17 protein-coding genes are annotated in these 13,503 nt (G+C 35.6%); 10 read left to right on the top strand and 7 right to left on the bottom strand.

The genetic code is table 11. The features are described from left to right. Positions 1-55: 55 nt before the first annotated feature. Positions 56-580, top strand: coding sequence for a cob(I)yrinic acid a,c-diamide adenosyltransferase (locus YN1551_RS06270; protein ID WP_012713812.1), 525 nt, complete (start codon positions 56-58; stop codon positions 578-580). On the opposite strand, the gene YN1551_RS06265 is transcribed toward YN1551_RS06270, so the two are convergent. Beyond that, positions 556-1,527, bottom strand: coding sequence for a TIGR00269 family protein (locus YN1551_RS06265; protein WP_012711538.1), 972 nt, complete (start codon positions 1,525-1,527; stop codon positions 556-558). The two genes, YN1551_RS06270 and YN1551_RS06265, sit on opposite strands and share 25 nt — an antisense overlap. Next, positions 1,517-1,804 (bottom strand): DUF211 domain-containing protein, encoded by a 288-nt coding sequence (locus tag YN1551_RS06260; RefSeq protein ID WP_012711539.1) that lies wholly within the window; start codon positions 1,802-1,804, stop codon positions 1,517-1,519. The genes YN1551_RS06265 and YN1551_RS06260 overlap by 11 nt, the downstream gene beginning before the upstream one ends. Before the next feature lie 114 nt (positions 1,805-1,918). Between YN1551_RS06260 and speD the strand changes: the two genes are divergently transcribed. Together speD and YN1551_RS06250 are read left to right on the top strand one after the other, a co-directional pair. Beyond that, entirely contained in the window at positions 1,919-2,290 is a 372-nt protein-coding gene (gene speD / locus YN1551_RS06255) for an adenosylmethionine decarboxylase (protein WP_012952944.1), read from the top strand. A gap of 29 nt (positions 2,291-2,319) precedes the next feature. Further along, a complete protein-coding gene (locus tag YN1551_RS06250; RefSeq protein ID WP_012711541.1) occupies positions 2,320-3,207 on the top strand; it encodes an NAD(P)/FAD-dependent oxidoreductase in 888 nt (295 codons plus the stop codon). Here the strand turns inward: YN1551_RS06250 and YN1551_RS06245 are convergent. Next, the gene (locus tag YN1551_RS06245) at positions 3,178-3,408 is read right to left on the bottom strand and encodes a PolB1-binding protein PBP2 family protein (protein ID WP_012713813.1); all 231 of its coding nucleotides are present in this window, start codon (positions 3,406-3,408) and stop codon (positions 3,178-3,180) included. The two genes, YN1551_RS06250 and YN1551_RS06245, sit on opposite strands and share 30 nt — an antisense overlap. An 11-nt stretch (positions 3,409-3,419) precedes the next feature. On the opposite strand from YN1551_RS06245, the gene YN1551_RS06240 reads away from it, so the two are divergent. Beyond that, positions 3,420-4,262, top strand: coding sequence for a UbiA family prenyltransferase (locus tag YN1551_RS06240; RefSeq protein ID WP_015581257.1), 843 nt, complete (start codon positions 3,420-3,422; stop codon positions 4,260-4,262). Here the strand turns inward: YN1551_RS06240 and YN1551_RS06235 are convergent. Further along, a complete protein-coding gene (locus YN1551_RS06235) occupies positions 4,259-5,236 on the bottom strand; it encodes a hypothetical protein (protein ID WP_012717399.1) in 978 nt (325 codons plus the stop codon). The two genes, YN1551_RS06240 and YN1551_RS06235, sit on opposite strands and share 4 nt — an antisense overlap. 34 nt (positions 5,237-5,270) lie before the next feature. Between YN1551_RS06235 and YN1551_RS06230 the strand changes: the two genes are divergently transcribed. From YN1551_RS06230 to hjc, 6 genes are all read left to right on the top strand, one after another. Next, complete coding sequence (locus tag YN1551_RS06230; RefSeq protein WP_012713814.1) at positions 5,271-6,059, top strand: GTPase; 789 nt, start codon at positions 5,271-5,273, stop codon at positions 6,057-6,059. Next, positions 6,052-6,552, top strand: coding sequence for a magnesium-dependent phosphatase-1 (locus tag YN1551_RS06225; RefSeq protein WP_012711546.1), 501 nt, complete (start codon positions 6,052-6,054; stop codon positions 6,550-6,552). Before YN1551_RS06230 ends, YN1551_RS06225 begins: the two co-directional genes overlap by 8 nt. A gap of 208 nt (positions 6,553-6,760) precedes the next feature. Beyond that, complete coding sequence (locus YN1551_RS06220) at positions 6,761-8,479, top strand: acetolactate synthase large subunit (protein WP_012717398.1); 1,719 nt, start codon at positions 6,761-6,763, stop codon at positions 8,477-8,479. Further along, positions 8,457-8,849: an ACT domain-containing protein gene (locus YN1551_RS06215; RefSeq protein ID WP_012716219.1), complete on the top strand. Its 393-nt coding sequence runs from the start codon at positions 8,457-8,459 to the stop codon at positions 8,847-8,849. Before YN1551_RS06220 ends, YN1551_RS06215 begins: the two co-directional genes overlap by 23 nt. After that, positions 8,821-9,831: a ketol-acid reductoisomerase gene (gene ilvC, locus YN1551_RS06210; protein WP_012717397.1), complete on the top strand. Its 1,011-nt coding sequence runs from the start codon at positions 8,821-8,823 to the stop codon at positions 9,829-9,831. Before YN1551_RS06215 ends, ilvC begins: the two co-directional genes overlap by 29 nt. Before the next feature lie 32 nt (positions 9,832-9,863). Beyond that, on the top strand, positions 9,864-10,295 hold the full coding sequence (hjc, locus tag YN1551_RS06205) for a Holliday junction resolvase Hjc (protein ID WP_012711550.1): 432 nt from the start codon (positions 9,864-9,866) through the stop codon (positions 10,293-10,295). Here hjc and YN1551_RS06200 read toward each other — a convergent pair. The 3 genes from YN1551_RS06200 to pdxS all read right to left on the bottom strand — a co-directional run bounded on the left by YN1551_RS06200 (position 10,292) and on the right by pdxS (position 13,476). Further along, positions 10,292-11,797, bottom strand: a complete 1,506-nt coding sequence (locus tag YN1551_RS06200; RefSeq protein WP_187146891.1) for a PINc/VapC family ATPase — start codon at positions 11,795-11,797, stop codon at positions 10,292-10,294. The genes hjc and YN1551_RS06200 overlap by 4 nt on opposite strands. 63 nt (positions 11,798-11,860) lie before the next feature. Further along, the gene (pdxT, locus tag YN1551_RS06195) at positions 11,861-12,463 is read right to left on the bottom strand and encodes a pyridoxal 5'-phosphate synthase glutaminase subunit PdxT (protein WP_012717395.1); all 603 of its coding nucleotides are present in this window, start codon (positions 12,461-12,463) and stop codon (positions 11,861-11,863) included. Then, positions 12,460-13,476 (bottom strand): pyridoxal 5'-phosphate synthase lyase subunit PdxS, encoded by a 1,017-nt coding sequence (pdxS, locus tag YN1551_RS06190; protein WP_012717394.1) that lies wholly within the window; start codon positions 13,474-13,476, stop codon positions 12,460-12,462. The genes pdxT and pdxS overlap by 4 nt, the downstream gene beginning before the upstream one ends. Between the last annotated feature and the right edge of the window lie 27 nt (positions 13,477-13,503).

Below are 13,503 nucleotides of genomic sequence, written 5' to 3'. Positions count from 1 at the left end.
GCTTATTTTACTTCACCAAAAATGATATAGCTAGGTCTTTTTTAAATATTAACTAATGTTCACCAGAACTGGAGACGATGGAAATACCAATGTAGTATCTAAGAGAGTAGGAAAAGATTCACCTCTAGTAAATCTATTAGGGGATATAGATGAGCTTAACTCCTTCATAGGTCTTGCATTAACAAAAATAGAATGGGAAGATATGCAAAATGATCTCATGCGTATTCAAACTGAGTTGTTTGTATTAGGTGAGGAGATTATTCAAGATAGAGGTAGAATAAATGAGGAGACTGTAAAGTGGTTAGAGAGTAGAACTGTCGAATATAGGAAAGAAAGTGGTCCTGTAAGGTTATTTGTAATACCAGGTGGTTCTGAGGAGGCTTCATATTTGCATGTAGCAAGAAGCGTTTCTAGAAGGGTTGAAAGAAATGCAGTAGCTTACTCTAAAGAACTGAATTTCAATAAATGGATAATTGTTTATCTGAACAGATTATCTTCTTTACTATTTTCCATGGCCATAGTAGCAAATAAGAGGAAAAACGTAAAGGAGAGACTTTATGATATAGGCAAGTATTTTTGATATTCTTGAGGCATTAAACCAGATCTGATTAGTAATTCACAATTTTTACATATCGTTCTTCCGGGCGTAGTGGGTTCTCCACATATTATACAATTAGGTAATTCACTAGTAAGTCTGTGCTCTTTTTTGAGTTTCTCTGAAATCTCATCAAACTGTTCTAGTATTCTCAGTAATGTTCCAGGTTTTTTCTCCTCTAGCTTGTACAATAGTTCTCTGACCTTAGCCCTTAGAGTTGGTTTTTGAGAAATATATGGGCATTCAGTTTCTTGAAACTCAAATCCTTTGAGATGAGCATAGATTGTTGTCTCCCACTCGTAGATTTTTCTTAATGGCTTTACTCTCATTACAAACTTACTACTTACTATTAATGGCTTATCACCTAATCTTATTAGTCTCAACAAGTCTCCTCTTATCAAATTTATAATTATAGTTTGCACCTCATCGTCTAAATTGTGCCCAGTTGCCACGTAATCTGCGTCTACTTTAATTCCAGCTTCATTAATCAACTTCCTTCTAAATCCTCCACAAAAGGTACAAGCGGATACATTAAGGTTCCTCTTTAACGAAGCTTGTAGCATCTCGTCTAGAGAAAAACCAACTTCTTCTTTAAATCCGCTCTTTATTAACTCAATCCCTAGATCTTTTAAGTACTCCTCAAGTTTCTTCACGTCTTCACTTCTATTATATCCCCTTATACCCTCATTTATATTGAATGCTATTAGTTTAGATGGGTTTATAAATTGAGACAAGGTATCGGCTAATACTAGGCTATCCTTTCCCCCTGATACTGCCAAAAGGATTTTATTGGAATTGACTAACTCCTGCTTTTGAGCCTCTAATTTAACTCTTTTCCTAACGTCTTCTATAAAGCATTCTTTACATAATTTTCTTCCAGTATGTGTTTGTAGAACTACCGCTTCTCGTGTCTTGCAATTATCACAAATCATCCTTTACCTTTCCCTCGATTATTCTATTCCCACTCACTACTTCGTCAATACTATGGATTGCACATCCCTCTTCTTCTAGCATTTTTCTTATATCATCAAAATTGAGACTAGTTCCTTCAATTATTATCATTAATCCCATAGTTTCAACATCCATATCAGTGACACTTATATTTACACCTTCTACTCCATCCAATTTTGATATCCTCTCGGCTAAGTCAACTATCGATGTTCCCCTAATGGGCTTCAGAACGTCTAAAACAAGTCTTCTAATTGCCACTGCTCATCAGATACATTAGTATTAATCAATTAGCATTAAAAACTTACTTTTAACCGCTATCAGGCGGAAATAAATTTATAAATGATAAAGTAGAGGGGTTTAAGTGGGGGGTTGATGATGGGGGTAGAGTTAGCTTTTCCTAAAGTAGTAGGAAAGCAAGTATATGGAAGCTTATATGATTGCGATGAAAACGTTTTAAAAGATACTAAAAGACTAGAGCAAATAATAAAGGAAGCAGCAGACGTGGGTAATATGAACATTCTTGACATAAAGTCATGGAAAATTGGGGAAGGTGTAAGTGTAGTGGCGATTATATTAGAAAGTCATATAACCATACATACGTGGCCGGAGTACAAATTCGCAACAGTTGATGTATACTCTTGTGGTCCACATACTAGCCCCTTAAAAGCATTTAATTATATAGTGGAAAAACTGGGGGCTAAGAAATATACTATAAATGAGGCTGATAGATCATCGGAGTTCTAATAGTAGGCGGGGGATTAGCTGGGCTATTATTGGCATATAATATTCTGGATTCTAATCCAATAGTTTTTGATAGAAGACGTTTTCCGGGTAAGAAGTGTACTGGTGTAATAAGCCGAAAAACATTTTTAGAGCTTGGTGTTAGTAGACAATTCATAGATAGAGAATTTAAATCAATAGAAATAAAATATGATCGAGGGTATACAATTTATGTAGATACCGATGTTATCAGACTGAATAGGGAAAACTTAGAAATATGGCTTGATGGGGAAGTAAAGACAAAGAGACCAAGAGATGCAATAATTAATGGCAATACTGTAATATCAGGAAATGAAAAATATGAGGGAATAGTAGTAGATTGTAGTGGTTGGAAAGGTAATGCTAAATGGATTAAGGCAATAGAGTATTTGACGGAACCGATAAACGAGGAAAGCATTATTGTTTATATAGATTCTAAAAACGTTGGAGGGTTTAGTTGGATAGTTCCTTTACCATATGGAACCTTAGTGGGTGCGATCTCGTATAGTGATCCAAAGGCGTTTCTGCCTAATATTAATAAAAGGATTTTAGACATTCATGGGGGAGCAATTCCACGCGTCTCACCTGTATCTAACATAAAAACGTTGAAGTTTGGTGATTCGACTGGACTTATAAAAACATTTACTGGTGGGGGCATATTTGGTATCGCAAGCTTATTATATCCCTTAGTAAATGGAATTCGCAGTGGGAAATTCAATGAGTATCATTCCAAGTATAAGATTTTAGCTAAAGAGATAAGAAGACAATACTATATAACTAGATTTCTGGAATCCGCTTGGAAGCTTCTTCCAGTTCTATTTAAGTTATATAACGATAAAACGCTCAACATTTCCGAAGAGTTTGACTTACATTCACTTCTTATCCATAGATTTCCTCACTAAATTATAGCATCCTTCCCCTTTTTCTATTATTCCCATTTCTATTAGCTTAGATATTACAGCTTGAGGGTTGGAAATGCCCCTAGCCTTAAGATCCATTGTAGCTGCTATCTCACCCACGGAAACGTAATTTTTAAAATATTCTATTGCAATCTCAATTTCCTTCTGATTAACAGACATAAGATATATTAATCTAGTATTCATTTAACGTTATCGTGAGTTTAAAATCTTATATGCAACTTGTTAGAATGCATAATGTTATAGGAGCAGCGTTAGGAGCGATTATGGGCTTTTTGGTTTCCTCTCAGTGGTATCTTGAACTCAAAGGGATTTTACTATCCGCACTTGTAGTTGGCCTTATTGCAGCAGGAGGATACGTTATAAATGACGTATATGATGTAGAAATAGATAAAATAAATAAACCGTATAGACCTATTCCATCTGGTCGAATATCTGTCAATAAAGCTAAAGCATTGTCAATAACACTATTTGTAATAGGTATTGCTCTTTCAATTCTACTAAATATTTACGCGATAGTAATAGCGTTATTAACTACGATTGGTCTGGTATATTACGCTAAAGATCTAAAGAAAACTGGTTTTTATGGTAATTTGTTAGTGGCAACAACTACTGCTCTTTCAATATTCTATGGTGGACTTGCATTTTTCTCTGATAATTGGCTTTTAAGAATAATAATTCCCACATTTTATTCATTCTTTCTCACGCTAATAAGAGAAATAGTAAAGGGTATTGAAGACTATAATGGGGATTTACTTAATAACGTGAAAACATTAGCCACAACCTTGGGGATAAGTAAATCTTGGAGAATAGCTAAAATTCTACTTACGCTTCTATTGGTAATTTCGCCTTTACCGTTCTTTATAGGTTTCAATTTAATTTATATCATAATCTTAATAATCGCTTTTATTCCCTTTACTATTCTTTCCATAATTCAAAAAGAGACAATAGAAGGGGCCTCTAAAGCTAGAACATATCTAAAAATCTCAGCAATTGCAGGAATAATCGCGTTTTTGTTAGGGAGTCTGCCAATTCTTTAAAGGCTAATTTGCTTATCTATTATCTTTCTATACCCTCCCTTTATTCCAACTACTCTTATGTTAATTACCTGAGCTTTCTTATTTTGTGGTATGGATATTGGTAATTTTAGATCTATAGCCGAATCAATCTCTATATTGGTAAACGTTTTAAAATGAGCTGGAACACCATTTATCATAACATTTATTATTAGTTTATCTAAGCTTATCTCGCTCTCATTTTTCAAGTATAAGTAAATTATGTTGTTATTCACCTTGCTGTCGACACTAAAATTTATTTTAGGAGCTTTTTCAAGTAAGTTGTACGAGGCTAAAATAACTCCATAATCTTTTTCATTATTTGATTGAAGCGTTGTTGTTACCACATCATTGTTTTCAATTTCTATCTCATCGCTATCAGAGCTAGGTAATACTGTGTAGATTGTTTTCCCGTCTGTATCACTTATTTTTACCATTCCTTCCTTACTCTCATTCCTTATCACAAAATATGACTTTTTCATTAATTGAAAAGAAACCGAATCGTTTCGATTTAATATTAGTGAGCCTGCACTTAGTCTATACTTAGTGCTAAAACCTTCAATCTTATAGAACGAAATTAGACTTAGATTCAGCAATTCAAGTGTTTGAATAGATGGGTGGTAGACTGCTATCTGATGTTTCCCCTCTTTAGTTATAGGAGTTATATCATAGACTATAGTTGAGATAACTTGGATATCATTTACCTCAGTTTCAAGATTTGGCTTAAACTCTTTGGTTAAGGAGAAGTTATCGAACCAAAGTCTCCATCTAGGTAAATATGTTTTTTCTCGTTTAGCTTGAATTATAAGATAAAACCTATTAGGTTTAGATGTTATATCTATAGAGAAACTCGCTTCTTTATTTATATTACTTAGCTTGATTGATTTCGTAAAGGACTGATAATCTATCGATCCTTCAAAGTACCCTTCGTCAAATATCGCTAACTCTCCTTTAGGCATGCATAAAAATAGCAATTACAAGAAAATAAAATGAATGCTGGGGGAAGTCATTAAGTTGATCAAGAGATCTGATCTTATAGTTGAAGTGTTGGATGCCAGAGAGCCTTCTCTAACTAGGTCGAAGAAAATAGAGGACATTTCAATAAAAAATGGCAAGAAAATATTATTAATATTAAACAAAGGAGATTTAGTACCCTTATGGGTTCTTAAAGCTTGGAAGGATTACTTTAAGGAAGAAGAGAACATTGAAAGTGTTTATATGTCAGCAACTTCCCATTTGGGTACTAAACTTTTACGTGATACAATGAAGTCTATATTAAAGGGAGATAAAGGGATTGTAGTGTTTGTGGGGTATCCGAAATCTGGAAAGTCTTCGATAATTAACGCTCTCAAAGGTAAGCATTCGGCTCAAACCTCGGTCCATCCATTAGAATATGGTTATACCAAATCTCTACAATTGTTTAAAATTGATAAAAAGATCTATGCGTGGGATACACCTGGCGTCATACCCCCAGATGGCGACGAACTAGAGAAAATAATTAGGGGATCCAACGTAGATTTATTAGAAGACCCCGTAAAACCCGCTTTAATTCTAATAAATAGAATTATTGAATTTTCGAAAGAGAGCTTAATTCACGTTTATAAAGTGGATTTTTCCAATCCTTATGAACTATTAGAAAAAATAGCCATAAAGAGAGGATGGTTCTATAAGAGTACTAAAGAGCCCAATATTGATATGGCTGCTAAGGCCATAATAAGGGATTATCACGAAGGCAAAATTGCTTATTATACTCTTCCCCCTAGTCTATATAGAGATGATTAGAGCAATAGTGTTTGACGCTGATAAAACCTTGTGGGATCATCATAATATATCGGAGTTTGAAGAACCTTTAAAGCTTGTAGATGCAAACACTTTAGAGGATTCTAAAGGTAGAGTTCTCCATTTATTTCCAGATGTTAGAGAGACTCTTAAGGAATTAAAAAATAGAGGTTACATATTAGGTCTAGCTACGTGGAATTTTGAAGATAAGGCAAATAAAGTATTAGCTACACTAGATTTGCTTCAATATTTTGATATAATTGTAGCAAGGCCTTATCCCTATAAATTTTTAATGTTGAGTCAAATAATTATTGAGATTAATGCCAAAACTAACCTAAAAATAAAACCTAACGAAATCCTTTTCTTAGATGATAGAAGAGGGCATTTCGGGAATATTTGGCTGTATCTAGGGGATGTAAAGTGTTTAGAGATGTGGAAAGATATTACTAGGTATAGTGAAATATTTAGCATAGTAAGTCACGTTGAAAATGAATAGTTTTTATTATACACTTTATCATTGCTAAATAAAAATAATGAAAAAGTTTAAAAACATACATACATACAGACATAGACGTGAAAAAGATGATAGGTGAGTTCTCCCTCCAAATTTGATACGTATTTCAAAACTTTCAATAGATTTCTTGATAAAGGAAATGAAGATCGAGTTAGTTATGAGGTATCTATATACAAGAAGGTGATATAAATTGCCAACAGGTGCACGAATTTTAGTTGATTCTCTAAAAAGAGAAGGAGTTAAGGTAATCTTCGGAATACCTGGACTATCAAACATGCAGATTTATGATGCTTTCGTGGAAGATTTGGCAAATGGTGAGCTTAGACATGTTCTGATGAGACATGAACAAGCTGCTGCACATGCTGCAGATGGATACGCAAGAGCTTCTGGAGTCCCTGGAGTGTGTACAGCCACATCTGGTCCAGGTACGACCAATTTAACTACAGGACTTATTACTGCATACTGGGATAGTTCTCCCGTAATTGCAATAACCGGTAACGTGCCTAGAAGCGTTATGGGTAAGATGGCATTCCAAGAAGCTGATGCTATGGGAGTGTTTGAAAATGTAACTAAATACGTTATTGGTATTAAGAGAATAGATGAAATTCTCCAATGGATTAAGAATGCATTTTACATTGCAACTACTGGAAGACCTGGGCCAGTAGTAATTGATATTCCTAGGGATATTTTCTATGAAAAAATGGAAGAGATAAAATGGCCAGAGAAACCGCTTGTTAAGGGTTATAGAGATTTCCCAACTAGGATAGACCGATTAGCATTGAAAAAGGCTGCTGAGATTCTAATCAATGCAGAGAGACCAATAATTTTAGTAGGTACTGGGGTAGTATGGGCTAATGCAACCCCAGAAGTTTTAGAGTTAGCAGAACTATTGCATATTCCAATAGTCTCTACTTTCCCTGGAAAAACTGCAATACCACATGATCATCCCCTATATTTCGGGCCAATGGGATACTATGGAAGAGCAGAAGCATCAATGGCTGCCCTAGAATCTGACGCAATGCTAGTTGTAGGTGCGAGATTTAGCGATAGGACATTTACATCATATGATGAAATGGTAGAGACTAGAAAGAAATTCATAATGGTAAATATTGATCCGACAGATGGAGAAAAGTCCATAAAGGTAGATGTCGGAATTTACGGTAATGCCAAGATAATATTAAGAGAGTTAATAAAGGCAATAACGACACTAGGTCAAAAAAGAGATAGAAGCGCATGGCTGAAAAGAGTTAAAGAGTATAAAGAATACTATTCTCAATTTTACTATACTGAGGAGAACGGAAAATTAAAGCCTTGGAAGATAATGAAGACCATTAGGCAAGCATTACCAAGGGATGCAATAGTGACCACTGGTGTAGGCCAACATCAGATGTGGGCTGAAGTGTTTTGGGAAGTATTGGAACCTAGAACTTTTTTAACCTCATCTGGAATGGGTACAATGGGTTTTGGTCTTCCTGCTGCAATGGGAGCTAAATTAGCTAGATCGGATAAAGTTGTAGTGGATCTAGATGGTGATGGTTCATTCTTAATGACCGGAACAAACCTAGCCACAGCTGTAGATGAGCACATTCCGGTAATATCAGTGATATTTGATAATAGAACCTTAGGGTTAGTAAGACAAGTTCAAGATTTGTTCTTCGGGAAGAGAATAGTAGGTGTAGATTACGGTCCTTCACCAGACTTCGTTAAATTAGCTGAGGCATTTGGTGCTTTAGGTTTTAACGTAACGACCTATGAGGACATAGAAAAGTCACTTAAGAGTGCGATAAAGGAAGATATCCCCGCAGTAATCAGAGTACCAGTAGATAAGGAAGAACTGGCCTTACCTACGTTACCACCGGGTGGAAGATTAAAACAGGTGATCTTACGTGACCCAAGAAAGAGTAGTTAAGGTATTGGCTTATTATAGGGATCCAGGCTTAATAGAGAGGATAGCATCTAACTTCAGGAAATTATTTATGGACATTGATTGGATATACGGCTGGAAGGTAAATGATGAAAGTCTCTACGAGTTTTATATTGGAGTAAAGGATCACAATAATTTTAACACGGCAGTAATTCTGCTGAGTAAGACAGTAGATATCAGTAAGGTAGAGATTTTAGATGATGCACAATTAAAAAGGGTTATAATAAGGGATGGAAAGGTGATAGAGAATCAATCAGAAGGGGTAAAAGAAGGTGACATGATAATTTATGTACCAGTTTTCAATAGAGTAAAAGGATATAGTTGGGGTGAAGTCTACGTCAAAGATCTACACTGATAAAGATAGTAATTTAGATGTAATTAAGGGTAAGAGAATAGCGGTCTTAGGCTATGGAAGTCAGGGAAGAGCATGGGCTCAGAATTTAAGAGATTCGGGATTAAATGTTGTAGTGGGATTGGAAAGGGAAGGAAAATCATGGGAATTGGCTAAGAGCGATGGGATAATTCCACTTCATACTAAGGATGCAGTTAAGGATGCTGATATAATAGTCTTCTTGGTGCCAGATATGGTTCAGAGGACGCTATGGTTAGAGAGCGTACAGCCTTATATGAAAAAAGGTGCAGATTTAGTATTTGCACATGGGTTTAACATTCACTATAAACTAATCGAACCACCTAAGGATTCAGATGTGTATATGATAGCTCCTAAAGGTCCAGGTCCTACAGTTAGAGAGTACTATAAGGCTGGAGGTGGTGTTCCAGCTTTAGTTGCAATTCAACAAGATGTAAGTGGTACAGCTCTTCAAAAGGCTTTAGCAATAGCTAAAGGTATAGGTGCTACTAGGGCCGGCGTAATTCCAACTACCTTTAAGGAAGAGACTGAGACAGACTTATTTGGAGAGCAAGTAATACTTGTGGGAGGAATAATGGAACTTATGAAAGCTGCATTTGAAACCTTAGTAGAGGAAGGATATCAACCAGAAGTAGCCTACTTTGAAACTATAAATGAGCTTAAGATGTTGGTGGATTTAGTTTATGAAAAGGGAATTACTGGTATGGTAAAAGCAGTATCTGATACTGCTAAATATGGTGGTATGACAGTAGGAAAGTTTGTAATAAATGAGGATGTAAGAAAAAGAATGAAAGAGGCTTTACAGAGAATAAAGAGTGGAAAATTTGCTGAAGAATGGGTAGAAGAATATGGTAGAGGTATGCCAACGGTAGTTAATGGTCTCTCACAAGTTCAGAATAGTTTAGAAGAGAAGATTGGCAATCAACTAAAGGATCTGATCCAAAAAGGAAAGCCTAAAAAAAGCTAAAATATTACAAACTTTTATTTATATAATACCTTATGAACGCTAAAAAGAGGAAAGGTTCTGCAGTAGAAAGAAATATCGTAGGTAAGTTAAGGGATAAGGGTTTTGCTGTGGTAAGAGCACCAGCGAGTGGAAGTAAGAGAAAAGACCCTATACCGGATATTATCGCCTTAAAGAGTGGTGTTATTATCCTAATTGAAATGAAGAGTAGAAAAGATAAAGAAGGAAAAATTTACGTTAGAAGGGAGCAAGCTGAAGGTATTATGGAGTTTGCAAGAAAAAGTGGTGGGACTTTATTTTTAGGAGTTAAGAAGCCTGGTGTTTTGAAGTTCATACCATTTGATAAGTTAAGAAGGACTGAAACTGGGAATTATGTTGCAGACTCTGAGATAGAAGGGTTAGATCTAGAAGACTTGGTAAGATTAGTAGAAGCAAAAGTGAGCAAAACGCTGGATAATTTTCTCTAATCGGATAGTTTTATCTTTATCTTTATATTGTTCTTCTTCTCGAGTCTCTTTAGTCGCTGTACTAGTTTCCTATTGTATTTTCCTATTTCCTCTTTCGGAATTACTATAACGTACTCTCCATCCTCATACTTCACTGTGGCATTTGGTATTATATTATTAACAATTTTCGATATTTTAAATTCCATATTATTCATTGTTATTCCTCTATTCACCGGTACTATCATGGTCTGTTCACCGAATACATAGATCTCATACTCAGTATTCCCGGTAGCCAAGTCTTTTATTTCAACAACTGGTCTTGCAAGATCAGCTTCCTTTAATCCCGCTGGTACTTTAACTGTCATTTCTAAAGTGTAAACTTTGCTTACATTTCCAGAATTTATGAATATTATAGTATCTAAGATATTCGGTATTGTACCTATATCTACTCTGTTTACAAATCTATGTATAGCGTCAATAGGTGAGGTGGCATGAACAACGCCTACCATTCCTACGCCCGCAAGACGAAGATCAACATAAAGTTTAAAATCCTCGTCATTTCTCATCTCATCATATACTGTATAGTCAGGCCTACTCAATATTAAAATATCATGAAGCTCTCCAATTTCAGCGTAATTTTTAGAATATTGTGTTATCTCGGGAGGTAAGTGCATATCTCTGGGAGATTCTATGGTTTTCACTATCTTTCCTAACCTCATATAGTATTCAGCTAATGCTTGTGCAAATGTTGTTTTTCCCATACCAGGCGCTCCTGCTATAATTATGCCCTCTGCTCTTTCTTCTAACCTCTTTATTAATCGTTCATCTAAATTATAATCCTCTAATCTTTTCCTAACTACTGGTCTAGTAATAGTTATTTCCCATCCATCACTTAAGGGTGGTCTAGTTATTACTACTCTGTAGTTGCCTAATTGGATAATAAGAGAGCCTCTTCTCTCAATTTCTACAAAGGAGCCTTTTATGAGTCTGACAGCGTTTATTATCTCGTTAGCTATCATTCTCACGTCAGTTGATAACATGGGTTTATCCGAAAGATTTACAAATTTCCAATTTCCTGGTTTGCCCTTCTTAGCCCTTGGAACAGTATCCTCTTTTATGTGTAGACTCATCGTTTCGTCGTCAAAGAAGCTTTCAAATGATAAACCTTGCTTCAATGGCTGTAAAAAGTTATACTGTATTCCCATTGCATCGCAAATCTTTTTCTGGGTCTCATCCGCAGTTACAATTATACAACCTTTCTCTAGACAATATTCACGCGACAACTCATTAGCTTCTCCTTTTTTCGAATCATCACCAACTATTTCAAAATTAACTAGGATTCTTTCTGTTATATCTTTTAACTTCTTCACTTCATCAAGTGCTATTTCAGCACTAACTAAACCATCATTGCTTTCTCTTTCAAGTTCAGCCAAGAGAGATTTGTGAATTAGAACATTGCCAGTTATTATTCCCTTCTCAAGATATTTCGAAACTCCAAACAGCAAAGCACTTTTATCTAACATCAGATCATTCAAAATCCTTATCCCCACTTTTCAATCGAAGTATATATTATAAAAAATAAAAGATTACCCTTTAACTAGATGTAAGAAGTATTCGTGTATCGAAGTTGTATCAGATAATTCTGGGTGAAACGTAGTAGCTAGGATATTATTTTCTTCAGCCAAAACAGTTACACCGTTTAACTCCGCCAAGCTTTGAGTCTTTCCCCATAATTTAGTTATTGCAGGAGCTCTAATGAATACAACATTTGCTTTGCCCTTACCTATTTTAGACAAGTCGATGATTGCTTCAAAACTTTCTCTTTGTCTTCCATAATAATTTCTAATTATACTAATATTCATTGCGCCAATTAGTGGTTGTGAGGTCTTACCTACTTTAGCGTCACTAACTTCCTTCGCTAGCATTATGGCACCGGCACATGTTCCCATAACTGGTAAACCGGACGTGATCTTCTCTTTCAATTCATCTAATATCCCTAGCCTTTTAGCTACTAGGCCTATTGTTGTGCTTTCTCCTCCAGGTATTATTACTCCGTCAATATCCTTTAGATCTTTAGGAATCTTTACTGGAGTTATTTCGCCATTTATTGACCACTTGTCAAAGGCCCTCTTTAACTGTAGGTAATGTTCTTCAAAGCTCCCTTGATAAGCTATTATACCTATCTTCATAATCCTCTCACTTGTAACAATTCTTCGGGTTTTAAAGATTTTATATCAATTCCCATCATACTCTTCTGCTCACTTATCATTTTCTGAGCTTCCAATACGATTTCTGGATATTCCCAGCAAGCTGCTGCTAGTACTACTGCTTTAGCTCTTTCATCTGGATCTTGGCTCTTAAATATACCAGAACCAACAAATAATCCATCAGCACCCAACCACATCATAAGCGCAGCATCAGCAGGTGTCGCTATACCTCCGGCAGCAAAGTTAACAATTGGTAGTCTCTTAATTTTCGCAGTAAGCTCAACTAGCTGATAAGGAACTTGATATTCCCTTGCCTTTTTGACTCTATCTTCCTCCGACATACTTATCAAGCTTCTTATCTCACTATTTATTATCTTCATGTGTTTTACTGCTTCACTGACATTTCCAGTCCCTGCTTCACCTTTGGTTCTTATCATCGATGCTCCTTCCACTGTTCTTCTTAATGCTTCTCCTAGGTTTCTAGCCCCATTGACAAATGGTACGCTAAACTCCCATTTATTTATATGATGTTCCTCGTCAGCTGGTGTTAAGACTTCACTTTCATCTATCATATCAACGCCTAACGCTTCTAGCAGCTTAGCCTCATAATAATGACCTATTCTTACCTTTGCCATTACTGGTATTGTTATTGAATTCATTACCTCCCCAATTATCTTAGGATCCGCCATTCTTGCAACTCCACCAGATTTTCTAACATCATAGGGTAATTTGTCTAAAACCATTACGGCAACAGCGCCTGCTTCTTCTGCTATCTGCGCTTGCTGAACATTTGTAATATCCATTACAACTCCTCCTTTTTGAAAGATCGGGAATGCGTGCTTTACTCTAGTAGTTCCCGTTTGGATTGTTGAATCCAATTTCTTTAATTCTGGTAGAAATTCCATTAGACCACTATCCTTTATAATATCCTTAACTTCTGCTAGTTTATAGAAAAAATCTTCAATTTGTGCGAAAGATAATTCATAAAGTCTCATTTCATCACATAATTTGATCCAAAGGTT

It is taken from the genome of Sulfolobus islandicus Y.N.15.51 (genome assembly GCF_000022485.1).
GTDB classification, from domain to species: Archaea; Thermoproteota; Thermoprotei_A; order Sulfolobales; family Sulfolobaceae; genus Saccharolobus; species Saccharolobus islandicus.
This window is presented reverse-complemented; position numbering and strand designations above follow the sequence as displayed.

What these genes read in the sequence shown, in the direction of transcription:
- YN1551_RS06270 (WP_012713812.1), top strand. Translation starts at nt 56, where the DNA reads ATGTTCACCAGAACTGGAGACGATGGAAATACCAATGTAGTATCTAAG.
- YN1551_RS06265 (WP_012711538.1), bottom strand. Translation starts at nt 1,527, where the DNA reads ATGATTTGTGATAATTGCAAGACACGAGAAGCGGTAGTTCTACAAACA.
- speD (WP_012952944.1), top strand. Translation starts at nt 1,919, where the DNA reads ATGATGGGGGTAGAGTTAGCTTTTCCTAAAGTAGTAGGAAAGCAAGTA.
- YN1551_RS06245 (WP_012713813.1), bottom strand. Translation starts at nt 3,408, where the DNA reads ATGAATACTAGATTAATATATCTTATGTCTGTTAATCAGAAGGAAATT.
- YN1551_RS06235 (WP_012717399.1), bottom strand. Translation starts at nt 5,236, where the DNA reads ATGCCTAAAGGAGAGTTAGCGATATTTGACGAAGGGTACTTTGAAGGA.
- YN1551_RS06230 (WP_012713814.1), top strand. Translation starts at nt 5,271, where the DNA reads ATGCTGGGGGAAGTCATTAAGTTGATCAAGAGATCTGATCTTATAGTT.
- YN1551_RS06225 (WP_012711546.1), top strand. Translation starts at nt 6,052, where the DNA reads ATGATTAGAGCAATAGTGTTTGACGCTGATAAAACCTTGTGGGATCAT.
- hjc (WP_012711550.1), top strand. Translation starts at nt 9,864, where the DNA reads ATGAACGCTAAAAAGAGGAAAGGTTCTGCAGTAGAAAGAAATATCGTA.
- YN1551_RS06200 (WP_187146891.1), bottom strand. Translation starts at nt 11,797, where the DNA reads ATGTTAGATAAAAGTGCTTTGCTGTTTGGAGTTTCGAAATATCTTGAG.
- pdxT (WP_012717395.1), bottom strand. Translation starts at nt 12,463, where the DNA reads ATGAAGATAGGTATAATAGCTTATCAAGGGAGCTTTGAAGAACATTAC.
- pdxS (WP_012717394.1), bottom strand. Translation starts at nt 13,476, where the DNA reads ATGAGACTTTATGAATTATCTTTCGCACAAATTGAAGATTTTTTCTAT.